Origin of the sequence: Pseudomonas sp. lyk4-TYG-107 (assembly GCF_030209055.1) — a bacterium.
Classification (GTDB): domain Bacteria; phylum Pseudomonadota; class Gammaproteobacteria; order Pseudomonadales; family Pseudomonadaceae; genus Aquipseudomonas; species Aquipseudomonas putida_A.
Window position 1 is genome coordinate 268,786 of sequence record NZ_JARVST010000006.1, and the last position, 23,051, is coordinate 291,836.

General features: G+C 57.0%; 23 protein-coding genes. 3 read left to right on the forward strand and 20 right to left on the reverse strand.

Annotated elements, in window-relative coordinates:
- The 15 genes from QRN61_RS06940 to mnmG all read right to left on the reverse strand — a co-directional run bounded on the left by QRN61_RS06940 (position 1) and on the right by mnmG (position 13,995).
- Positions 1-777 (reverse strand): DeoR/GlpR family DNA-binding transcription regulator, encoded by a 777-nt coding sequence (locus QRN61_RS06940; protein ID WP_285373471.1) that lies wholly within the window; start codon positions 775-777, stop codon positions 1-3.
- A 228-nt stretch (positions 778-1,005) separates the two neighbouring features.
- Positions 1,006-2,373, reverse strand: coding sequence for a bifunctional UDP-N-acetylglucosamine diphosphorylase/glucosamine-1-phosphate N-acetyltransferase GlmU (gene glmU / locus QRN61_RS06945; RefSeq protein ID WP_098966415.1), 1,368 nt, complete (start codon positions 2,371-2,373; stop codon positions 1,006-1,008).
- Between the two features lie 117 nt (positions 2,374-2,490).
- Complete coding sequence (locus tag QRN61_RS06950) at positions 2,491-2,916, reverse strand: F0F1 ATP synthase subunit epsilon (RefSeq protein WP_007954164.1); 426 nt, start codon at positions 2,914-2,916, stop codon at positions 2,491-2,493.
- A gap of 45 nt (positions 2,917-2,961) precedes the next feature.
- Positions 2,962-4,341 (reverse strand): F0F1 ATP synthase subunit beta, encoded by a 1,380-nt coding sequence (gene atpD, locus QRN61_RS06955; RefSeq protein ID WP_027610292.1) that lies wholly within the window; start codon positions 4,339-4,341, stop codon positions 2,962-2,964.
- Positions 4,342-4,368: 27 nt separating this feature from the next.
- Positions 4,369-5,229 (reverse strand): F0F1 ATP synthase subunit gamma, encoded by an 861-nt coding sequence (atpG, locus tag QRN61_RS06960; protein WP_010565870.1) that lies wholly within the window; start codon positions 5,227-5,229, stop codon positions 4,369-4,371.
- Positions 5,230-5,279: 50 nt separating this feature from the next.
- Entirely contained in the window at positions 5,280-6,824 is a 1,545-nt protein-coding gene (atpA, locus tag QRN61_RS06965) for a F0F1 ATP synthase subunit alpha (protein ID WP_047596971.1), read from the reverse strand.
- A gap of 21 nt (positions 6,825-6,845) precedes the next feature.
- Positions 6,846-7,382 (reverse strand): F0F1 ATP synthase subunit delta, encoded by a 537-nt coding sequence (locus QRN61_RS06970; RefSeq protein WP_007911956.1) that lies wholly within the window; start codon positions 7,380-7,382, stop codon positions 6,846-6,848.
- A gap of 12 nt (positions 7,383-7,394) precedes the next feature.
- Complete coding sequence (locus QRN61_RS06975) at positions 7,395-7,865, reverse strand: F0F1 ATP synthase subunit B (protein WP_011336718.1); 471 nt, start codon at positions 7,863-7,865, stop codon at positions 7,395-7,397.
- Positions 7,866-7,924: 59 nt separating this feature from the next.
- The gene (gene atpE, locus QRN61_RS06980) at positions 7,925-8,182 is read right to left on the reverse strand and encodes a F0F1 ATP synthase subunit C (RefSeq protein WP_003097235.1); all 258 of its coding nucleotides are present in this window, start codon (positions 8,180-8,182) and stop codon (positions 7,925-7,927) included.
- 133 nt (positions 8,183-8,315) lie between these two features.
- Complete coding sequence (gene atpB / locus QRN61_RS06985; protein WP_007960779.1) at positions 8,316-9,185, reverse strand: F0F1 ATP synthase subunit A; 870 nt, start codon at positions 9,183-9,185, stop codon at positions 8,316-8,318.
- Positions 9,186-9,201: 16 nt separating this feature from the next.
- Positions 9,202-9,609: a F0F1 ATP synthase subunit I gene (locus QRN61_RS06990; RefSeq protein ID WP_003229783.1), complete on the reverse strand. Its 408-nt coding sequence runs from the start codon at positions 9,607-9,609 to the stop codon at positions 9,202-9,204.
- A 148-nt stretch (positions 9,610-9,757) separates the two neighbouring features.
- Positions 9,758-10,630 (reverse strand): ParB/RepB/Spo0J family partition protein, encoded by an 873-nt coding sequence (locus QRN61_RS06995; RefSeq protein WP_007960777.1) that lies wholly within the window; start codon positions 10,628-10,630, stop codon positions 9,758-9,760.
- A gap of 9 nt (positions 10,631-10,639) precedes the next feature.
- Entirely contained in the window at positions 10,640-11,437 is a 798-nt protein-coding gene (locus QRN61_RS07000; RefSeq protein ID WP_003229787.1) for a ParA family protein, read from the reverse strand.
- Positions 11,438-11,455: 18 nt separating this feature from the next.
- A complete protein-coding gene (gene rsmG / locus QRN61_RS07005; protein ID WP_285373472.1) occupies positions 11,456-12,100 on the reverse strand; it encodes a 16S rRNA (guanine(527)-N(7))-methyltransferase RsmG in 645 nt (214 codons plus the stop codon).
- Positions 12,097-13,995 carry a tRNA uridine-5-carboxymethylaminomethyl(34) synthesis enzyme MnmG gene (gene mnmG, locus QRN61_RS07010; RefSeq protein WP_007960775.1) on the reverse strand — a complete coding sequence of 633 codons (1,899 nt, stop codon included), beginning with the start codon at positions 13,993-13,995 and terminating at the stop codon, positions 12,097-12,099. The genes rsmG and mnmG overlap by 4 nt, the downstream gene beginning before the upstream one ends.
- 568 nt (positions 13,996-14,563) lie before the next feature.
- Here mnmG and QRN61_RS07015 point away from each other — a divergent pair.
- The 3 genes from QRN61_RS07015 to QRN61_RS07025 all read left to right on the forward strand — a co-directional run bounded on the left by QRN61_RS07015 (position 14,564) and on the right by QRN61_RS07025 (position 18,570).
- Complete coding sequence (locus QRN61_RS07015; RefSeq protein WP_027610289.1) at positions 14,564-15,070, forward strand: sigma-70 family RNA polymerase sigma factor; 507 nt, start codon at positions 14,564-14,566, stop codon at positions 15,068-15,070.
- Positions 15,070-16,017 (forward strand): FecR domain-containing protein, encoded by a 948-nt coding sequence (locus QRN61_RS07020; protein ID WP_096795464.1) that lies wholly within the window; start codon positions 15,070-15,072, stop codon positions 16,015-16,017. Before QRN61_RS07015 ends, QRN61_RS07020 begins: the two co-directional genes overlap by 1 nt.
- A gap of 117 nt (positions 16,018-16,134) precedes the next feature.
- Entirely contained in the window at positions 16,135-18,570 is a 2,436-nt protein-coding gene (locus QRN61_RS07025; RefSeq protein WP_096795465.1) for a TonB-dependent siderophore receptor, read from the forward strand.
- A 41-nt stretch (positions 18,571-18,611) separates the two neighbouring features.
- On the opposite strand, the gene mnmE is transcribed toward QRN61_RS07025, so the two are convergent.
- The 5 genes from mnmE to rpmH all read right to left on the reverse strand — a co-directional run bounded on the left by mnmE (position 18,612) and on the right by rpmH (position 22,539).
- Entirely contained in the window at positions 18,612-19,982 is a 1,371-nt protein-coding gene (gene mnmE, locus QRN61_RS07030) for a tRNA uridine-5-carboxymethylaminomethyl(34) synthesis GTPase MnmE (protein WP_027610286.1), read from the reverse strand.
- Between the two features lie 81 nt (positions 19,983-20,063).
- Positions 20,064-21,746: a membrane protein insertase YidC gene (gene yidC, locus QRN61_RS07035; protein WP_285373473.1), complete on the reverse strand. Its 1,683-nt coding sequence runs from the start codon at positions 21,744-21,746 to the stop codon at positions 20,064-20,066.
- Positions 21,747-21,748: 2 nt separating this feature from the next.
- A complete protein-coding gene (yidD, locus tag QRN61_RS07040; protein ID WP_080761984.1) occupies positions 21,749-21,994 on the reverse strand; it encodes a membrane protein insertion efficiency factor YidD in 246 nt (81 codons plus the stop codon).
- Complete coding sequence (gene rnpA / locus QRN61_RS07045) at positions 21,987-22,388, reverse strand: ribonuclease P protein component (RefSeq protein WP_011336726.1); 402 nt, start codon at positions 22,386-22,388, stop codon at positions 21,987-21,989. The genes yidD and rnpA overlap by 8 nt, the downstream gene beginning before the upstream one ends.
- 16 nt (positions 22,389-22,404) lie before the next feature.
- A complete protein-coding gene (rpmH, locus tag QRN61_RS07050; RefSeq protein ID WP_003213577.1) occupies positions 22,405-22,539 on the reverse strand; it encodes a 50S ribosomal protein L34 in 135 nt (44 codons plus the stop codon).
- Between the last annotated feature and the right edge of the window lie 512 nt (positions 22,540-23,051).

A 23,051-nucleotide genomic window follows, 5' to 3' on the forward strand; every position in this document is an offset into this window, starting at 1 on the left:
TTATTTCTCCTGACTGACAGCCGCGCAAATCACGCTGATACCGCGGGCCTGTATCTGATCGCGGGCCTCTTCAGGCAGGCGATCATCGGTAATGAGGGTATGGACGCTGCTCCACGGCAGCTCCAGGTTGGGAATCTTGCGGCCGATCTTGTCGGCCTCGACCATCACGATGACTTCACGCGCCACGTCGGCCATCACCCGGCTCAGGCCAAGCAATTCGTTGAACGTGGTGGTACCGCGCACCAGATCGATGCCATCGGCGCCAATGAACAACTGGTCGAAGTCGTAAGAGCGTAGTACCTGCTCGGCCACCTGGCCCTGGAAGGACTCCGAATGCGGATCCCAGGTGCCGCCCGTCATCAGCAGCACCGGTTCGTGTTCGAGTTCGCTCAAGGCGTTGGCCACGTGCAGGGAGTTGGTCATCACCACCAGACCCGGCTGCTGGCCAAGCTCGGGAATCATCGCCGCAGTGGTGCTGCCACTGTCGATGATGATGCGGGCGTGCTCGCGGATACGTTTGACGGCGGCGCGGGCAATCGCCTGTTTGTACTTTGAAACGCTTTGGCCCGGTTCAGCGACCAATTCCTGCGGCATGGTGATCGCCCCGCCGTAACGGCGCAGCAACAGACCATGGCTTTCCAGTGCGGCCAGATCCTTGCGAATCGTAACTTCAGAAGTTTCGAAGCGCTTGGCCAGTTCATCCACACTGACTTCGCCCTGGTCATTGAGCAAGGCGAGGATATTGTGTCGGCGTTGAGGCGTATTGCGTTTCGACATGTTGGTATAAGTTTCGATTCGAAAGATAACGGAAGCAATCAAAACCTATCGGCCATAAATCGTCAAGCGACAGATCGAAAATTTTAGAAACGACATAGACGAATGTGGGAGCGGGCTTGCTCGCGAATGCGGAGGGTCAGTCACTGAAATGTGAAACTGAAACACCGCATTCGCGAGCAAGCCCGCTCCCACATTTGGATTCAAGCATTAAGTGCAGCTGTGGATAACTCAACTCTTCTTGATCTTCTCCGGCCGCTTCCAGCCGTCGATATTTTTCTGCCGCGCCCGACCAACGGCCAACTGGGCGTTATCCACATTCTGGGTGATGGTCGAACCAGCCGCGGTAGTTGCCCCGGACGAGATATCCACAGGTGCGACCAACGAGTTGTTGGAGCCGATGAACACGTCCTCGCCCAACACGGTTTTCCACTTGTTGGCGCCATCGTAGTTGCAGGTAATGGTGCCCGCGCCAATGTTGGTGCGGGCGCCGATTTCCGCGTCGCCCAGATAGGTCAGATGCCCGGCCTTGGCGCCCTCACCCATGCGCGCGTTTTTCAGTTCGACAAAGTTACCCACATGCGCGCGCGCTTCTAGCACTGTGCCCGGACGTAGACGAGCGAAAGGACCGGCATCGCTGCCTTCACCCAGCACCGCACCTTCGATGTGGCTGTTGGCTTTGATCACCACGCCTTTGCGCAGGGTGCTGTCCTTGATCACGCAGTTCGGGCCGATCACCACGTCGTCCTCGATGACAACATTACCTTCGAGAATCACGTTGATGTCGATCAGCACATCGCGACCGACGGTGACTTCGCCACGCACATCGAAACGCGCCGGGTCACGCAGGGTCACGCCTTGCGCCATCAGCCGGCGGCCGGCGCGCAGTTGGTAATGCCGCTCCAGTTCCGCCAGTTGCTTACGATCATTGGCGCCCTGCACTTCCATCGGGTCGTGCGGTTGTTCAGTGGCCACCACCAGACCATCGCTGACCGCCATTTCGATCACGTCGGTCAAGTAGTACTCACCCTGGGCATTGTTGTTCGACAGGCGGCTCATCCAGTCGGCCAGACGATTGGCCGGCACGGCGAGGATGCCGGTATTGCCTTCGGTGATTGCGCGCTGGGCTTCGCTGGCATCTTTGTGCTCAACGATGGCTGCGACCTTGCCGTCAGCATCACGCACGATGCGGCCGTAACCGGTCGGATCTTCCAGCTCGACGGTCAACAGGCCCATCTGCCCCGGTACGACATGTTTAAGCAGGCGCTGCAGGGTTTCGACCTCGATCAATGGCACGTCACCGTAGAGGATCAACACGGTGTCGGCGCTGATGAACGGCACAGCCTGAGCCGTTGCATGACCAGTGCCCAATTGCTTGTCCTGCAGCACGAAATTCAAATCGTCAGCCGCCAGACGCTCACGCACCACATCGGCACCATGGCCGATCACCACATGAATGCGCTGTGGATCGAGCTGCCGTGCGCTGTGGATAACATGCCCAAGCATGGAATTGCCGGCTACCGGGTGCAGCACTTTCGGCAACGCCGAACGCATACGGGTGCCTTGACCGGCCGCGAGGATAACGATTTCGAGAGACATGACTGGCTACCAATCCTGGGTGGTCAGCAACTGCGACCGGGTTGTAAAAATCGGAAAAGAAAAAAGGGTAGCCGAGGCTACCCTTTTTTATCAATCGCACAACAAGTGGCTGACGGATTAACCGCCAAACTTCTTGCGGATCTGCTGGACGGTGCGCAGCTGAGCTGCAGCCTCGGCCAGACGTGCGGACGCAGCTCCGTAGTCGAAATCTGCGCTCTTCTCGTGCAGAGCAGCTTCGGCAGCCTTGAGAGCTGCCTGGGCTTGAGCTTCATCCAGGTCGGCGGCACGTTGCACGGTATCGGCAAGCACCTTGACCATGTTCGGCTGAACCTCGAGGAAACCACCGGAGATGTAGAACACCTCGGCTTCCCCGCCTTGCTTGATCAGGCGGATCGGACCTGGCTTCAGATTAGTGATCAGCGGCGCGTGACCCAGAGCGATACCAAGATCACCCAGTGCACCGTGCGCAATCACCATCTCGACCAGGCCGGAAAAGATTTCCCCTTCCGCGCTGACGATATCGCAATGGACTGTCATAGCCATCTGATTGCCTCAACCTAAATTAGCGCCCGTTGCCGGGCGCCGGGATTACAGTTTCTTGGCTTTCTCGATCGCTTCTTCGATGCCGCCAACCATGTAGAACGCTTGTTCTGGCAGGTGGTCGTAGTCACCGTTGAGGATGCCTTTGAAGCCAGCAATGGTGTCTTTCAGGGAAACGTATTTACCCGAAGCACCGGTGAAGACTTCAGCCACGAAGAACGGCTGCGACAAGAAGCGCTGGATCTTACGAGCACGGTTAACCAACTGTTTGTCGGCTTCCGACAGCTCGTCCATACCCAGGATCGCGATGATGTCTTTCAGCTCTTTGTAACGTTGCAGAACGTACTGAACGCCGCGAGCGGTGTCGTAGTGGTCCTGACCGATTACGTTCGGATCCAGCTGGCGCGAAGTCGAATCCAGTGGATCTACCGCTGGGTAGATACCCAGGGAAGCGATGTCACGGGACAGAACGACGGTGGCGTCCAAGTGGGCGAAGGTGGTCGCTGGCGACGGGTCGGTCAAGTCATCCGCAGGTACGTATACCGCCTGGATCGAGGTGATCGAACCTTCTTTGGTCGAAGTGATACGTTCTTGCAGAACGCCCATCTCTTCAGCCAGGGTCGGCTGGTAACCTACTGCCGAAGGCATACGGCCCAGCAGTGCGGATACTTCAGTACCGGCCAGGGTGTAACGGTAGATGTTGTCGACGAACAGCAGAACGTCGTTACCTTCGTCACGGAACTTCTCGGCCATGGTCAGGCCGGTCAGGGCTACGCGCAGACGGTTTCCCGGCGGCTCGTTCATCTGACCGTAAACCAGTGCCACTTTGTCCAGAACGTTGGAGTCCTTCATCTCGTGGTAGAAGTCGTTACCCTCACGAGTACGCTCACCCACACCGGCGAACACGGAATAACCGCTGTGCTCGATGGCGATGTTACGGATCAGTTCCATCATGTTTACGGTTTTGCCTACACCGGCACCACCGAACAGACCGACTTTACCGCCTTTGGCGAACGGGCAAACCAGGTCGATAACCTTGATCCCGGTTTCCAGCAGGTCGTTGCCGCCTGCTTGCTCAGCGAACGAAGGTGCTGCGCGGTGAATGCCCCAGCGCTCTTCGGTGTCGATTGGACCGGCTTCGTCGATCGGGTTACCCAGAACGTCCATGATCCGGCCCAGAGTCGCTTTACCGACCGGTACGGAGATGGCTGCGCCGGAATCGGTAACTTCCAGACCGCGCTTCAAGCCCTCGGTGGAACCCATCGCAATGGTACGAACCACGCCGTCGCCCAGCTGTTGCTGAACTTCCAGAGTGGTTTCGGCCGCGCTGACTACTTTCAGCGCGTTGTAGATGCTCGGTACGCTGTCGCGTGGAAATTCCACGTCGATAACGGCGCCGATGATTTGAACGATACGTCCGCTACTCATAGCTGGATCCTCTGAATATTTGAACCGTTAAACCGCGGCAGCGCCGCCGACGATTTCCGAGATCTCTTGGGTGATCGCAGCCTGACGCGCCTTGTTGTAGATCAGCTGCAAATCGCTGATCAAATCACCGGCGTTGTCGGTAGCGTTCTTCATCGCGATCATCCGCGCAGCTTGTTCAGCCGCGTTGTTCTCGACCACCGCCTGGTACACCTGCGACTCCACGTAGCGCACCATCAAGCCGTCAAGCAGCTCTTTGGCGTCTGGTTCGTAGAGGTAGTCCCAGTGGTGCTTGAGTTCTTGATCCGGGGTTGCCACCAGTGGAATCAACTGCTCCACGGTAGGCTGTTGTGTCATGGTGTTGATGAACTTGTTGGATACCACGGACAGGCGATCGATACGGCCCTCCAGGTAGGCATCCAGCATCACCTTGACGCTGCCGATCAAATCATTGATCGACGGCTCTTCACCCAGGTGGCTGATAGCTGCAACGACGTTACCGCCGAAGTTGCGGAAAAAGGCCGCACCCTTGCTACCGACTACACACAGATCAATCTCGACGCCGTTTTCGCGGTTTACCGCCATGTCCTTGACCAGGGCCTTGAACAGGTTGGTGTTCAAGCCGCCGCACAAACCACGGTCACTGCTCACGACGACATAACCAACACGCTTTACTTCACGGTCGATCATGAACGGGTGGCGGTATTCCGGGTTGGCGTTGGCCAGATGCCCAATTACCTGGCGGATACGCTCCGCATAAGGACGGCTGGCTGCCATGCGCATTTGTGCCTTGCGCATTTTGCTCACCGCCACTTTTTCCATGGCGCTGGTAATTTTTTGCGTGCTTTTGATGCTCGCAATCTTACTGCGAATCTCTTTTGCGCCTGCCATGTAACACCTATCAGGTTAGCAAGCGGGAGCCTTGCGGCTCCCGCTGCGGCTTACCAGGTTTGGGTGGCCTTGAACTTCTCGATACCGGCTTTCATGCCAGCGTCGATTTCGTCATTGAAGTCACCTTTAACGTTGATCTTGGCCATCAAATCGGCGTGATCGCGGTTGAAGAAAGCAATCAGCGCTTGTTCGAAGCTGCCGATCTTGGCGATTTCAATGTCAGTCAGGAACCCACGCTCAGCGGCATACAGCGACAGCGCCATGTCAGCGATCGACATTGGTGCGTATTGCTTCTGCTTCATCAGCTCGGTAACGCGCTGACCATGCTCAAGTTGCTTACGGGTCGCTTCGTCCAGGTCAGAAGCGAACTGGGCGAATGCCGCCAGTTCACGGTACTGAGCCAGAGCGGTACGGATACCACCGGACAGCTTCTTGATGATCTTGGTCTGAGCGGCACCACCCACACGGGATACCGAAACACCGGCGTTCACTGCAGGGCGGATGCCCGAGTTGAACATGGCCGATTCCAGGAAGATCTGACCGTCGGTGATGGAAATCACGTTGGTCGGAACGAACGCGGAAACGTCGCCAGCCTGGGTTTCGATGATCGGCAGTGCGGTCAGGGAACCGGTTTTGCCGGTCACTGCGCCGTTGGTGAACTTCTCTACGTATTCTTCCGAAACGCGGGATGCGCGCTCCAGCAGACGGGAGTGGAGATAGAACACGTCGCCTGGGTAAGCTTCACGGCCTGGTGGACGGCGCAGCAGCAGGGAAATCTGGCGGTAAGCCACTGCTTGTTTGGACAGATCGTCATAAACGATCAGCGCGTCTTCACCGCGGTCGCGGAAGAATTCACCCATGGTGCAACCGGAGTACGGTGCCAGGAATTGCAGCGCAGGAGATTCCGAAGCACTGGCAGCCACGATGATCGTGTTGGCCAGGGCGCCGTTTTCTTCCAGCTTGCGAACCACGTTGGCGATGGTCGATTGCTTCTGACCGATCGCTACATAGACGCAGAAAATGCCGCTGTCTTTCTGGTTGATGATCGCGTCGATCGCCAGAGCGGTTTTACCGATCTGACGGTCACCGATGATCAGCTCACGCTGGCCACGGCCGACAGGGATCATGGCATCGACAGCCTTGTAGCCAGTCTGTACAGGCTGGTCTACCGACTTACGCCAGATCACGCCCGGTGCAACTTTCTCGACCGCGTCGGTCAAGGTGTTGCCCAGTGGACCTTTGCCGTCAACAGGGTTACCCAGTGCATCGACTACGCGACCCAGCAGTTCCTTACCAACCGGAACTTCGAGGATGCGGCCGGTGCACTTGGCGCTCATGCCTTCAGCCAGACTGGTGTATGCGCCCAGTACAACGGCACCTACGGAGTCTTGCTCCAGGTTGAGGGCCATACCGTAGACGCCGCCCGGAAACTCGATCATCTCGCCGTACATGACGTCGGCCAGACCGTGAATCCGCACGATGCCGTCAGATACGCTGACGACAGTGCCTTCGTTACGGGCTTGGGAGGTCACATCGAGCTTGTCGATGCGGCCCTTGATAATTTCACTTATTTCGGAAGGATTGAGTTGCTGCATTGCTCTGCTGCCCCTTCAAACTCAAGATTTCAATGCTTCGGCAAGTTTCGCGATTTTGCCGCGAATCGAGCCATCGATAACCAGGTCGCCGGCGCGGATAACGACACCCCCTATAAGGGCAGCATCCTCCGCAACTTGCAGGCGCACTTCCCGGTTGAGTCGTGCACTGAGAACCTTGGCGAGTTTGTCTTGCTGTTCTTGGTTCAATGCGAAAGCACTGGTCACTTCAACGTCTACCGACTTCTCTTGTTCGGCCTTGTACAGGTCGAACAGAGCGGCGATCTCCGGCAGAAGCGGGAGACGGTCGTTTTCGGCAACGACATTGATGAAGTTCTGTGCCTTGGCATCAAACTTGTCGCCGCACACGTCAATGAACGTGGCGGCCTTTTCTGCGCTCGTCAGTCGCGGGGCCTTGAGCACGCGCTGCATGGTGTCGTCTTGCGACACCGCTGCAGCCAGGCCGAGCATGGCTGACCAATTGGCCAGTTGCTGGTGGGCCTGAGCGTGCTCGAAGGCCGCCTTAGCGTAAGGTCGGGCCAACGTGGTCAGTTCTGCCATGATCGCCCTCGCTTAGATTTCAGCAGCCAGTTGGTTAACCAGCTCTGCGTGCGCGTTTTGATCGATTGTGGCACCCAGGATCTTCTCGGCGCCGCCGACAGCCAGCAAGCCCACTTGGGCGCGCAGCTTGTCTTTGACACTGTTCAGTTCCTGTTCGATCTCGGCTTGAGCCTGAACCTTCACACGGTCAGCGTCGATACGGGCTTTTTCAACAGCCTCTTCAACGATCTGGTTGCCGCGTTTCTTGGCTTGCTCGATGATTTCAGCTGCCTGAGCTTTCGCTTCGCGCAGTTGCTGACCCGCTTTCTCTTGGGCCAACTCCAGGTCGCGAGCTGCACGGCTGGCAGCGTCCAGACCATCAGCGATCTTCTTTTGACGTTCGTGCAGTGCCGCGATGACCGGAGGCCATACGAACTTCATGCAGAACAGTACAAAAATCAGGAACGCAACGGACTGGCCAATCAGGGTCGCATTAATGTTCACGCCAACACCTCGCAGTTACGTTGTCCATCACACCAAATTACTCGGAAGAATCCGGGTAATTAGCCAGCGATCTGACCAACGAACGGGTTCGCAAAGGTGAAGAACAGAGCGATACCAACACCGATCATGGTTACGGCGTCGAGCAGACCGGCAACGATGAACATTTTAACTTGCAGCATTGGAACCATTTCTGGCTGACGCGCTGCGCCTTCCAGGAACTTGCCGCCCAGCAGGCCGAAACCAATTGCGGTACCCAGTGCGCCCAGGCCGATCAACAGTGCAACAGCGATAGCGGTTAGACCAACTACAGTTTCCATCTTTCCTCCCGACTTTTACGTCGTATGGTTTAGGTTTTTTAGATTAAAGCGGTAAAACAAATCGTTTCAGAGGCCCGGTTAAGAGCCCCCTCCCGTTTGACCGGGAGGGACATCAGATCAGCCAAGGCTGCTCTTAATGGTTTTCTTCGTGCGCCATCGACAGGTAGACGATGGTCAGCATCATGAAGATGAACGCCTGCAGGGTGATGATCAGGATGTGGAACACAGCCCACGCCCACTGCAGAACAACGCCCAGGCCACTCAGCCAGAGCAGGCCGCTGCCGAACATCACAGCGATCAGAATGAACACCAGCTCGCCGGCATACATGTTGCCGAACAGACGCAGGGCCAGAGAGATCGGCTTGGCGATCAGGGTCACGAATTCCAGCAGGAAGTTCACCGGGATCAGCAGGGCCTGAACGAAGATGTTCTTGCTGCCGAACGGGTGCAGGGTCAGTTCGCCGATGAAGCCGCCGATGCCCTTGACCTTGATGCTATAGAAAATGATCAGTGCGAAAACCGAGAACGCCATGCCCAGGGTCGCGTTCGGGTCGGTGGTCGACACGGCACGGAACGGGATGTGGTGGTCGCCGGTGATCAGGATGGCCAGCTGAGGAATCCAGTCGACCGGTACCAGGTCGACGGCGTTCATCAGGAACACCCAGACGAAGATGGTCAGTGCCAGCGGTGCGATCACCGGGCTACGGCCATGGAAGCTGTCTTTCACGCTGCCATCGACGAATTCGACCAATACTTCAACGAAGTTCTGCAAAGCACCTGGCTGACCCGATGTTGCTTTCTTTGCCGCCATGCGGAAAAGGAAAACGAAGATCAGACCCAGCGCGACCGACCAGCCGAGGGTATCGACGTGGAAAGCCCAGAAGCCCATTTCCTTGGCTTCTGCTGCGGTATGGGCAAAGCCCCAGCCGCCGTTAGGTAGCTGACCGAAGGTCAGGTTCTGCAAGTGGTGCTGGATATAGCCCGAAGCGGTTGTTTCTGCCATGGTTGCCTCAAACGCCCTAAGGTCTCGAAAGTCTTGTTCTCATCAGCAGGGGAGCGAACCAGCTGACCGACTGAGTCAGCACGAAAGCGCCGAATACTGCGATCGGCGCCAATGGCTTCACACCTGCAAACACCAGTGCAAACAGCACTGCCGTCAAAATCAGTTTGCCTGCCTCGCCGGCATAAAATGACCGGACGATGGACTGGGCTGCTCGGGCGCCGGAAAACCGAAATGCCTTGTGAGCGAAATAAACATTGGGCAGCAAGGCTATCAGGCCTCCGCAAAGTCCCGAGTATCCGGCAACGACTCCATGCCATTGCCAGAGCGCCAAAGCGGCAATGAGCAAAATGACAAATTGAGCCATCAACACCGGAAAAACCGCCAGGCGATGGAACGGCAGGCGGTTTGGCTTGCGGGTTTCCATCACATTTGCTCTCCAATGGTCGGCTGCCAGAATTCAATAACTTGGCATAATTTGTGCCGACAAAATGCGCGCAGAGTATAGGGGCGGTTCTGCCCCTATTCAACTGTCAGGTAGTGATTTCCGACTGCGCGCTACATGAGGAAATGTTTCAGCGGATGTGTGCGAGCACACCTTGAAGCTCATCGAGTGAGTTGTAACCGATCACCAGCTGACCTTTTCCCTTCTTGCCGTGGCGAATCTGCACCGCAGAGCCTAGGCGCTCGGCCAGACGCTGTTCGAGCCGGGCGATATCCGGGTCGGGTTTGGCTGCTTCCACAGGCTCCGGTTTGCCACTCAACCACTGACGAACCAGTGCCTCGGTTTGGCGCACAGTCAGGCCGCGTGCGACAACATGTCGCGCCCCTTCCACCTGCTGATTGTCCGGCAGACCGAGCAAAGCACGGGCATGACCCATTTCCAGGTCACCGTGGGACAGCATGGTCTTGATGACTTCCGGCAGTGCAATAAGTCGCAACAGGTTAGCCACAGTCACGCGGGACTTACCCACAGCCTCGGCAACCTGTTGCTGAGTGAGCTGGAATTCCTGCTGCAGACGCTGCAAGGCGACGGCTTCTTCGATCGGGTTCAGGTCTTCACGCTGGATGTTCTCGATCAGCGCAATGGCGATCGCCGTCTCATCCGGCACATCCCGGACCATCGCCGGGATGGTTTCCTGGCCGGCCTGCTGGCTGGCGCGCCAGCGCCGTTCACCGGCGATGATTTCGAAGCGGCCACCGCCAATCGGGCGCACCACGATCGGCTGCATCACGCCTTGCGCCTTGATCGACTGCGCCAGCTCTTCCAGCGCCTGCGGATCCATGTCGCGGCGTGGCTGGTATTTGCCACGCTGCAGCAGGTCCAGTGGCAGGTGTTGCAGTTCACGGGTATCGGCCTGCGCCGCCTGTTCTTCCAGCGCGCTGACGGTCGGACCACTCAGCAGTGCATCCAGTCCACGTCCGAGACCTCGTTTCTTGACGGCCATGGGGATTCCTTAAGTTGGCTGGGCAGCGGCGATGCGTGAATTTTTGCGCTGACGGCGAACCATCTCGCCCGCCAGTGCCAAATAGGCCAGCGCGCCGCGCGATTGCTTGTCGTAGGCCAGTGCCGGCATACCGTAGCTCGGTGCTTCGGCCAGGCGGATGTTGCGCGGGATCACCGTGTCGTACAGCTGCTCGCCAAAGTGTTCCTTCAGCTGCGCCGAAACATCGTTCATCAGGCTCAGCCGCGGGTCGTACATGGTGCGCAGCAGACCTTCGACCTTGAGGTTGGGGTTCAGCAGTTCGGCAATGCGTTTGATGTTATCCACAAGGTCGCTCAAGCCTTCGAGCGCAAAGTATTCGCACTGCATGGGGATAATCACCCCATCGGCGGCAACCAATGCGTTCAGCGTAAGCATCGACAGCGACGGCGGGCAGTCGATCAAAATGTAATCGTAGTTTTCACGGATCGGCGCCAGCGCGCTGCGCAGACGGCTTTCCTTCATCTGCATTTCCAGCAGCACCACTTCAGCCGCAGTCAGGTCGCGGTTGGCCGGCAGCAGTTGATAACCGCCGTGCTCGGAGTAGTGCATGGCCTGGGCCAGATCGCATTCGCCGATCAGCAGGTCGTAGACCGAGTTTTCCAGGCCATGTTTATCCACACCGCTACCCATGGTGGCGTTGCCCTGTGGATCGAGATCGATCAACAGCACCCGGCGCTTGGTCGCGACCAGGGATGCTGCGAGGTTGATGCAGGTGGTGGTCTTGCCCACACCACCCTTCTGGTTCGCTATCGCGAATACCTTAGCCATTCTTGCTTGTGTTCCCAATCATGCCGTGCGGCGCAGTATCAGCAGATGGCGTTGGCCTTGGCAACCGGGTACGGCCAGGGCGTGTTCGCTATCGAGTTTGAAGTCTGCCGGCAATGCTACCAGCTCATCGGCCGGATGAACGCCCTTCATTGCCAGCCAGCGCGTGTTGGCATCGCCGAGGTGGCGAGTCCAGTTGGTGAAGTTCTCCATACTGCTGAAAGCCCGGGAAATGATCCCGTTGAATGGCTGGGCAGGCTGGAAGGCTTCGACGCGACTGTGGATAACTTGCAGGTTATCCAGTTTGAGTTCGAGTTTGACCTGAGTCAGGAAGCGGGTTTTCTTGCCGTTGCTGTCCAGACAGGTGACTTGCGAGTCCGGATACAGGATCGCCAACGGGATCCCCGGCATGCCGCCGCCACTGCCGACATCGAGCCAGCGGCCGTTTTCGATGAACGACATCACGCTCAAGCTATCGAGCAAATGCCGCGAAACCATTTCATCAGGATCGCGCACTGCAGTCAGGTTGTAGGCCTGGTTCCATTTGATCAACAGGGCCAGGTAACCCAGCAGCAATTCGTGCTGGGCTGCGCTGAGATTGACACCGAGCTCGCGGGCTCCTGTGGATAACTCTTCGGCGTGTTGCGAAGTGACCTTAGAACTCAAGCGCTTTGCTCCAACTGACGGCCCGCGCCGCGTTTTTTCAAATGAATCATCAACAGCGAAATCGCTGCCGGGGTCACCCCCGGGATCCGCGAAGCCTGGCCGAGCGTCTCCGGACGCGTCGCACCGAGCTTGCTCTGAATCTCCTTGGAGAGACCGGATATGTTGGTGTAATCGATATCCACAGGCAATTTCGTGTCTTCACTGGCGCGCAGACGGGCGATCTCGTCCTGTTGACGGTCGATGTAACCGGCGTATTTGGTCTTGATTTCAACCTGTTCGGCGACCTGTGGATCTTCGGCGCCCTGCCCGGTCACTTCGACCAGACCAGCGTAGTCGATTTCCGGACGGCTCAAGAGGTTGAGCAAGTTGTATTCGTGAGTCAGCGGCGTGCCGAATTTTTCCGCAATAGCATCGCCCTGCTGGGTGCCCGGGCGAACCCAGGTGCTCTTCAGGCGCTGCTCTTCGAGTTCGATGCTTTCGCGTTTCTTGCAGAAGGCCGCCCAACGCGCGTCATCGACCAGACCCAGCTCGCGACCTTTTTCGGTCAGACGCAGGTCGGCGTTGTCCTCGCGCAGAATCAGGCGGTACTCGGCACGGGAAGTGAACATGCGGTACGGCTCTTGGGTACCGAGGGTGATCAGGTCGTCGACCAGCACGCCGATGTACGCTTCATCGCGACGCGGGCACCAGGCTTCTTTGCCCTTGGCACGCAGCGCGGCGTTGGCCCCGGCGAGCAAACCTTGCGCACCGGCTTCTTCGTAACCGGTGGTGCCGTTGATCTGACCAGCGAAGAACAGACCGCCGATGACTTTGGTTTCCAGGCTGTATTTCAGGTCACGCGGGTCGAAGTAGTCGTACTCGATCGCATAACCCGGACGCACGATGTGCGCGTTTTCCATGCCGCGGATCGATTGCACGATCTGCAATTGCACGTCGAACGGCAAGCTTGTGGATATCCCGTTCGGGTACAGCTCATGGGTGGTCAGGCCTTCCGGCTCGATGAACACCTGATGGCTTTCCTTGTCGGCAAAGCGATGAATCTTGTCTTCGATCGACGGGCAGTAGCGCGGACCGATGCCTTCGATTTCGCCGGCAGCGGAATACATCGGCGAACGATCGAGGTTCGCCGCGATGATTTCGTGGGTGCGGGCGTTGGTATGGGTAATCCAGCAACTGACCTGGCGCGGATGTTGTTCCTTGTTGCCCATGAACGACATGACCGGGATCGGCGTATCGCCCGGTTGCTCGGTCATGACCGAGAAATCCACAGATTTGCCATCGATGCGCGGTGGCGTACCGGTTTTCAGGCGACCGACACGCAGCGGCAGTTCACGCAGACGATGTGCCAGGGCAATCGACGGCGGGTCACCGGCACGACCGCCGGAGAAATTCTGCAAACCGATGTGGATAAGTCCACCGAGGAACGTACCAGTGGTCAACACCACGGAATCGGCGAAGAACCGCAGACCCATTTGCGTGACAACACCGCGTACCTGGTCCTGCTCGACGATCAGGTCGTCAGCGGCCTGTTGAAATATCCACAGGTTCGGTTGGTTTTCCAGAATTTCGCGGACAGCGGCCTTGTACAGAATACGGTCGGCTTGCGCACGGGTCGCTCGTACGGCCGGACCTTTGCGGCTGTTCAATACGCGAAACTGGATGCCGCCCAGATCGGTAGCCATGGCCATCGCGCCGCCGAGGGCGTCAATTTCCTTGACCAAATGGCTTTTGCCAATGCCACCGATGGCCGGGTTGCAGCTCATGGCACCGAGGGTTTCCACGTTATGCGTCAGCAACAGGGTTTTTGCCCCCATACGTGCTGAGGCCAGTGCTGCCTCGGTACCGGCATGACCGCCGCCGATGACGATCACTTCAAAACGGGAAGGGAAATCCACCACGCACCTCGTGCCTGCTTAAGTAGGTATTCAGGAATAGTTTGAGATCAGGTTTCTGGACCTGGTCGACAAGTATAGGGACTTCGCCCTCCCTAAAGAACCCTTTGCACAAAATTTAACCAGCTGTGGAGAACTCGAGGTTAAAAGAATAAAAAAGAGAGAAATTTATAAAACCTTTGTTTTAATGCTTATTCTTACTGACCGACCTTTCTGTGGATAGATTGCTACAGGCCTTATTATTCAATGTGTACAGAGTTTCAAAACCCTGTTATCAGGTCCTCAGGAGGCCCTTGGATAACCGGTTTAAGCCTGTGGATGAATGGGGTGGTTATCCACAGAGGCAGTTATATCCAGTTTTCACGCCCTGTTATCAACTGACCTCAGTGGCAGTTATTCACAGGGCTTAATCCACAGAAATTCAACCAGACGGTTTTTTCAGGACGCAGTAAAACGCCACCGAGAGATCGGAGACGAGCATGAAGTCGATAGTGGGATGTGACAGGGCTATTGTGAGAGAACGTAACAGAGGCTAATAATAGCCATTATCATTAACTCGTCAGTTTCTCCCATGTCCCTACCCGCCCATCATGCTGCGATCGAGCAAATCTACGAGCAACACCATTCGTGGCTGTATGGATGGCTCAAGGGCAAACTGCACGACGCCTGCGATGCTGCCGATGTCGCGCATGACACTTTCGTGCGGATCCTCGCGGCACGTAATGCGTCGCAGATTCTCGAACCGCGGGATTATCTGGCGACCATTGCACGCGGCCTCGTCATTGATCGCTATAGAAGACAGGCCATCGAAGTTGCCTACTTGCAGACCTTGGCTGCTCGACCAGAAGCCACCGCCATCAGCGAAGAAGACAAGGCGCTGATCATCGAAACCCTGATCGCTGTGGATAAAGCCTTGGCCGGTCTGGGCGCGCGAACCCAGAAGATCTTCATGCTTTCGCAGATCGACGGTTTGACTTATCAACAGATCGCTGCGCAGTTGCAGGTTTCCCTGACCACAGTAAAGAAGCACATGATCCGCGCCCTGACGGAATGTGCCCTGATCATGGCGCAGCGTTGATGCCCACTGCACCGAACCGCAAGGTTTTCGAAGCGGCTGCCAGTTGGTACGTGCAGTTTCAGGCCGATCCGCCGACCCTCGCCGATCAAAAAGCCTGGCAGCTGTGGATAGATAGCGATCCAGCGCATCTGGCGGCCTGGAACCAGATGGAACAACTGCAGCGTCAGCTCGGCACTTTGCCGCTTGATTTGAAACGTCGCGCACTGAATACCGGCCAACAAAGGCGCCAGATCCTGAAATTATTACTGCTCGCGACAGGGACGGGGATCCTTGGCTGGAACGCCCAACAACATACCTCCCTTGGAAATGCCTGGGCTGATTACAAAACCGGCGTTGGTCAGCGTCGCAACATCTCATTGGCCGATGGCAGCCAGATTCAGATCAATACCGATACGGCCATCGATGTATCTTTCGACGCAACGCAACGGCTGATTCGTTTGCGCTCGGGTGAAATCCTCATTCAGACCGGCAAGCTCGGCGATCAGCGGCCGTTTTTGGTCGAAACCGCGGATGGCCGAATTCAAGCGTTGGGTACCCGTTTTTCTGTGCATAAGTTGTCGGGCTCAACGCGGGTCGGCGTGTTGGAAGATCGGGTCAGCGTGCAACCCGCTGATCGATCAACGAGCGCGATGATCCTGAAAGCAGGCGAAGGTGCGGATTTCGATAGTCGGCATATCGGGGTCCTTTACCCCTTTAAATCCTCGGCAGTGGCCTGGACCAACGGCCAGCTGATTGTGCTCGATGCGCGGCTGGGCGCGGTAATCGAAGAGCTGGGGCGTTATCGCAGCGGTGTTATGCACTGCGATAGTCGTGCCCGGGATCTACGCGTATCCGGCACCTTTCGGCTCGATTCCACCGATGCCGTGCTGGCCAATCTTCAGGCCTCGTTACCGATCAACGTCCGCTACTTCACCCGTTACTGGGTCTCGATCAGCCATAGCGTCTGATTGAAAATCTCCTGGGGAAAAAAATCGAAAGCAGGGTTATCTTTTTTTGTCCTGACCCGGCCCTACAGGTAATCGCGATAAACGCGGCTCTTCGCCACCTTCAGGGCTTATCCACACATGCGTCTTCCCACGTTCCGTCAGCGTTTTTCCCACCACTGCATTGCCTACAGCCTACTGATGACCAGTGCCGCGTCCTGCCTGGCAATGACCAATAACGCCTTCGCGGCAACGGTCGCGCAGCGCTACACCATTGCTGCCGGCCCGCTGGACAATGCTTTGAGCCAATTCGCCTCCACTGCAAACGTGATTCTGTCGTTCTCGCCGCAGCAGACCAACCGTTTACGCAGTACCGGGCTGAACGGCAACTTCACCGTCGAACAGGGATTCGCCCAACTGCTGCAAGGCTCAGGTTTGCAAGCCGTACCTCAAGCGCCGGGTAGCTACATTCTGCAGGCGCTGCCCAATGGTGATTTGCTGGAGCTGGCCCCGACCAACATCAACGGGCAATTGGCCAATCCGATGGATCTGGATTACGCCGCCGACGTCGGCTATAGGGCGCAGAACAGCCGGATCGGTACGAAAACCAGCACGCCGTTGTCGGAAACACCACGTTCTGTGTCAGTCGTCACCGCACAGCGCATGAAAGATCAGAAATCTCAGACGCTCACCGAGGTACTCGGCTACGTTCCCGGCATCTTCGCCCCACCGTTTGCAGCGGGCGACAGCCTGGCCGGCGATCTGTTTTTCATTCGTGGTTTCAACGCCACCGATTACGGCTACGGCCTGTTGCGCGATGGACTTCGCGTGCAAGGCAACCGTTATGACACCAGCACCGAACCTTACGGTTTGGAGCGCGTGGAAATTTTCCGCGGACCATCGTCCTTGCTCTATGGGGAAAACGCACCGGGCGGCCTGGTGAATCTGGTGAGCAAGCGGCCGACCGCAGCTCCACGCGGCGAAGTGCAACTGGGTTATGGCTCGAATAATCGCCGGCAGATTGGCATCGATGTGTCCGGGCCACTCAACGACAGCGGCAATGTGTTGGGACGAGTGGTGATGCTCGGACGCAAGTCCGACACCCAGACCGATCACGTACCGGATGACCGCATTTACATCGCCCCGTCGCTGACCCTGAATTTCGACGACTTCAACACCCTGACCCTGCTGGCCAACTACCAGAAAGATCACACCAATATGGAACTGGGTCTGCCGGCGGCCGGCACATTGCTGAGCAATCCCAACGGCAAGCTATCCAAAGGCACCATGCTTGGCGATCCGGACTGGAACACCTTCGAACGGGAAACCTGGAGCACCGGTTATGAGTTCAGCCATTCCTTCAACGATGACTGGCAGTTCCGCCAGAATTCGCGCTACATGCAGTCGCGAATCACCCGCCACGAGACCTGGCCCGGCAACCTGAACAACGCCGGGTTCGGCACGCGCCTGAACATGACCGCGTACGATCGTTTCAACAAATCCATGGTGTATTCGCTGGATAACCAACTGGAAGGCAAATTCCAGGTCGGCGAGCTGGAAAACACCGTGCTGTTCGGCGCCAGCTACGACCGCACTTCGTTCAATCAGGACTGGAATGCTGGCATCGTCGGGCCAATCGATATCTACGACCCGGTTTACTTGCGCGATCCGACTACACCGATTGCGGTGCAGAACACCTTGCTCGAACAACAGATGAAAGGTGTTTATGCCCAGATCCAGAGCAAATATGACCACTGGTTGTTCTTGCTCGGCGGGCGCCAGGACTGGGTCGACAGTGATTTCCGCGACAAAGTGGCCAAGGGCAGCAACATCAGTTCCGAGGACAAGAAGTTCACCTACCAGGGCGGCGTGATGTACCAGTTTGATAACGGCATGACGCCGTATGTCAGCTATTCCACCTCGTTCGTACCGGTACAGCAGATTTCCAATGCCGGCGCGCCGCTCGATCCGATCACCAGCAGCCAATACGAAGTGGGCCTCAAGTACGAACCGATCGGCTGGGATACCGCGTTCACCGCGTCGGTGTATGACCTGCGCAAAAAGGACGACACCTACTTCGACTCGACCACGTCGACCTACCGCCAGGTCGGGGAAAGCCGTTCCAAAGGCGTGGAACTGGAACTCAACAGCAATCTGACCCAGAACCTCAATGTGACAGCGGCATACACCTACACCGACGCGCGGATTACCAAGGACGCGGCGACCTCGTTGGTCAAAGGCCACCAGATGACCGGCGTGCCACGAAATCAGGCGTCGGTCTGGACCAAGTACCGTTTCCTCGATGGCGATTTGAAAGGTTTGTACGTGGGTGGTGGCGTGCGTTACTTCGACAGTGCCTTCGCCTACACCTCGCCTTCGCTGTACGGCAAGCTGGACGCCGGCGACGTCACGTTGGTGGATGCGGCAATCGGCTATCAGATTGACACGCACTGGAGCGTCGACCTGAACGCCAAGAACCTGTTCGACAAGGAATATGTGTCGGGATGCAACGATGCTGGGCGTTGCTACTGGGGCGAAGATCGCACCTTACTCGGTACGGTGTCTTACAACTGGTGAAACCAAAGGGGCTGTGGATAAATTGTCCACAGCCCATTTGGTCATTTACCGATGCAGAAGCTGGAGAAGATCCGGCCAAGCAGGTCATCGGAGCTGAATGCCCCGGTGATTTCTCCCAGAGAGTGCTGGGCCTGACGTAAATCCTCGGCCAGCAGCTCACCGGCACCGGCCAACGTCAGCTGTGCGCGACCATGTTCCAGCGCTGCACTGGCATGGCGCAGAGCCTCCAGATGACGGCGACGGGCACTGAAGCTGCTTTCCGAGGTTTGCTCATAGCCCATGCAGGCCTTGAGGTGTTCGCGCAGCAATTCCAGCCCTTCGCCAGCGGATTTGGCGCTGAGGCTGATGGTCACGTGGCCATCGTCGCTGACTTCCAGAGCGATCGCTTCACCCGTCAGGTCAGCCTTGTTGCGAATCAAGGTGACTTTCGCCGGATCCGGACGGGTTTCGAGAAATTCCGGCCACAGAGCAAACGGATCTGCAGCTTCCGGTGCGGTGGCATCGACTACCAGCAGCACCCGATCCGCTTCAGTGATCGCTTTCAACGCACGCTCGACGCCGATTTTTTCCACCTGATCGTCGGTATCGCGCAGCCCTGCGGTGTCAACCACGTGCAACGGCATGCCGTCGATGTGGATATGTTCGCGCAGGATATCCCGGGTGGTGCCGGCAATTTCGGTCACGATCGCGGCTTCGCGTCCAGCCAGGGCATTCAACAGGCTGGATTTGCCGGCATTCGGACGACCGGCAATCACTACAGTCATGCCATCACGCAACAAGGCACCCTGCCCGGCTTCACGCAGCACGGTGGATAACTCTTCACGTACCTTGTCGAGCATGCTCAGCACGTGACCGTCGGCCAGGAAGTCGATTTCCTCTTCCGGGAAGTCGATGGCGGCTTCGACGTAGATGCGCAGGCCGATCAGTTGTTCGGTCAGGTTATGCACACGCTGGGAAAACGCGCCCTGTAGGGAGCGCAAGGCATTGCGTGCAGCCTGTGCAGAACTGGCTTCGATCAGGTCGGCGATGGCCTCGGCCTGAGCCAGGTCGAGTTTGTCATTGAGGAACGCGCGCTCGCTGAATTCACCCGGGCGAGCCAGACGGCAACCCAGTTCCAGACAACGCTTGAGCAACATGTCGAGAACGATCGGGCCACCGTGTCCCTGCAGTTCAAGCACGTCTTCGCCGGTAAACGAGTTTGGTCCCGGGAAATACAGGGCCAGTCCTTCGTCCAGCACCTGCTGATCAGCACTGAAAAACGGACCGTAATGCGCGTAACGCGGTTTCAATTCACGGCCGCTGATGGCTTTGGCTGCGACGCTGGCCAACGGCCCGGAAATACGGACGATGCCGACACCGCCGCGACCTTGAGCGGTGGCGACAGCAGCGATGGTTTCACGAGGTACGCTCATAAACCGGAATCCAGACAAAAGTGGCAGATAGCAAAACGCCCCACTAGGGGGCGTTTTGAGTGGTGTTATCCACAGAGTAAGTTACGCCTCGGCTTTTTTCGTCGCCGCTTCGATCTTACGCGTGATGTACCACTGTTGGGCAATCGACAGGCAGTTGTTCACAACCCAGTACAGCACCAGACCAGCCGGGAACCACAGGAAGAAGAAGGTGAAGATGATTGGCATCATTTTCATGACCTTCGCCTGCATCGGATCCGGTGGAGTCGGGTTCAGACGCTGCTGAATGAACATGGTCGCACCCATGATGATCGGCAGGATGAAGAACGGATCCTTGATCGACAGGTCGGTGATCCACAGCATGAACGGCGCCTGGCGCATCTCCACGCTTTCCAGCAGAACCCAGTACAGCGAAAGGAAAACCGGCATCTGCACGAGGATCGGCAAGCAACCGCCCAGCGGATTGATCTTCTCTTTCTTGTACAGCTCCATCATGGCTTGCGACATTTTCTGCCGGTCATCGCCATGTTGCTCTTTCAGTGCAGCCAGTTTCGGTGCTACGGCACGCATGCGCGCCATGGATTTGTAGCTGGCAGCCGACAGCGGGAAGAAGATCCCTTTGATCAGCATGGTCAGGAAGATGATCGACCAGCCCCAGTTACCCACGATCGCGTGGATGTGTTGCAGCAACCAGAAGATCGGCTGAGCGATGAACCACAGAATGCCGTAGTCGACTGTCAGTTCCAGACCTGGGGATAACTGTTTCAGTACGGCCTGGCTTTTCGGCCCGGCGTACAGAATGGCGCTGGTTTCAACTTTGGCACCCGGTGCAGCGGTCAGCGAAGGACCGGTGTAACCGATGATGTAGTTGCCTTTGCTGTCCTTACGTGTCTGAACAATGTTGTTTTCGCCCTTCGGCGCAACCCATGCAGTCACGAAGTAGTGTTGCAGCCAGGCTACCCAGCCACCGGTGACGGTTTCCTTGAGCTGACCTTTGTCCATGTCTTTCATGGACACTTTCTTGTACGGCTCGGAACTTGTCCACAGGGCAGCGCCCAGGTAAGTCGCGGTGCCGGTGGCAGTGGTCGACGAAGGGTCGGCACTGGCGTCGCGCTTCAGTTGGGCGAACATCGAACCCGACCAAGGCTGAGCGCTCTGGTTATCCACAAGGTAGGTCACGGTTACGTCATACAGGCCGCGTTTCAGGGTGAAACGCTTGATGTAGTTGACGCCGTCCTTGCTGAACTTCAGGTCGACGACCAATTGGTCCTGACCGTCAGCCAGTTGATAACTTTTCTTCTCCGAGGCGTAAACCGGACGACCGGCCGGGCTTGCGTCCGGACCGTTGGTGCCGATCAGGCCGCTTTGTGCCAGATAAGTACGTTCGCCGCCGTTGTCGAACAGCTGGAACGGTACATCAGGACGATCCTGACGACGTGGATACAGTGGCAAAGTCAGTTGAGCAACGTCACCGCCCTGGGGATCGATCGCCAGATCGAGCACGTCGGTTTTGACCTGGATCAGATCCTTGCTGGCAGCGACCGGGGTTTCCACAGGTGCGCTGGTGTCGCTTGCGGCACCCGGAATATCGTCACTGGCGGAAGCGTTATTGCCAGGAACGGTGTCCGGCAAACCGGATGCAGTCGTACTGGAAGCAACATTCTGAGTCGGCAGGGCAGCCTGGCCATAGTCCTGGTTCCATTTAAGAACCATAACGTAGGACACGATTGCCAGGGCGACGATCAGGATCGTGCGTTTGATATCCATGATTACTCGGCCATCGAAGAAGAACGGGAGGTAGGGATAGGTGGAACCGGGTCATAACCACCGGGATTCCACGGATGACAGCGACCTAAACGACGAAAGGCCAGCCAGCCACCGCGCAGAAGGCCATGATTTTCGATGGCTTCATACGCGTAGCAAGAACAACTGGGGTAGAAACGACAGTGACTGGCCATCAAAGGACTAATGGCGTAGCGATAAAACTGGATCGGAACGAGTGCCAGTTTACGCATCTGGACTGTCTACCCCTACAGTTTCGGTTTTGACTGCTGGAACTGGCTTGTTACGGGCCAGACGCTTCCAGAGTTTGCCGAAATGCTGAATCAATTCGGGGTTTTCTACGTCGCCCAAACCTTTGCGCGCGACGATAACGATATCCCAGCCGACCAGAGAATCCTGGTGCAGACGGAACGATTCGCGCATCAGACGTTTGAGGCGATTGCGCTCAACGGAGAGCTTTACGCTCTTTTTCCCAATAACCAGCCCGAGACGGGGGTGATCAAGATCGTTGTTGCGCGCAAGGAGCAGGAGATTTTTCCCCGGAACCTTGCCGGTAGGGGAGTCAAAGACTGCCTTGAAATGCCGGGGGGTAAGCAGACGCTTTTCCCGACTGAAGTCCTGACTCACCTCCAGTACCGGATTATCAAACTGCCAGACGCGCACGACCTTTGGCGCGACGACGCGACAGGACAGCGCGACCGTTCTTGGTAGCCATGCGAGCACGGAAACCGTGGGTACGAGCGCGTTTGATAGTGCTTGGTTGGAAAGTACGTTTCATGTCGTGTTACCTGGTTCGTCCACAACGGGCCGGAATGGCCCCCGTTTTAAGAGACCGGGGATTCTAGAGAAAGCAAGCCTTCAGGTCAATTTCCAACCAGCGTTTCCTTATAAATAGATCTCTGGAGCTTCCGGAACCGAAAACCTGTTTGCCAGACATAAAAATAAAGAAGGGAATTATTTAAAGCTTTTCTGTAAAGCTTGTAAAAGCTAGGACCGCCCTCTTCTGTGGATAACCATCTTCAGCCCTTGTACAGCATGATGTACAGAGAATGACAACTACAGTGGAAAACCGTGGTCAGCCTGTGCTGCGCTGTCGGATAACCTGTGTGTGGAATGGCCTGTTATCCACAGGCTGGTTATCCACTGAGTTCCACCCCCAGTTGTCCAGTGCCCTCAGAGGCGGTTATCCACAGAGCTTATGCACACACCGTTGGTCGCCTTTTTACCGGTTAACGCATTGATTAATCATGGTCACCACACAACCTGCATGTGGATAAGTGGACGGCTCGC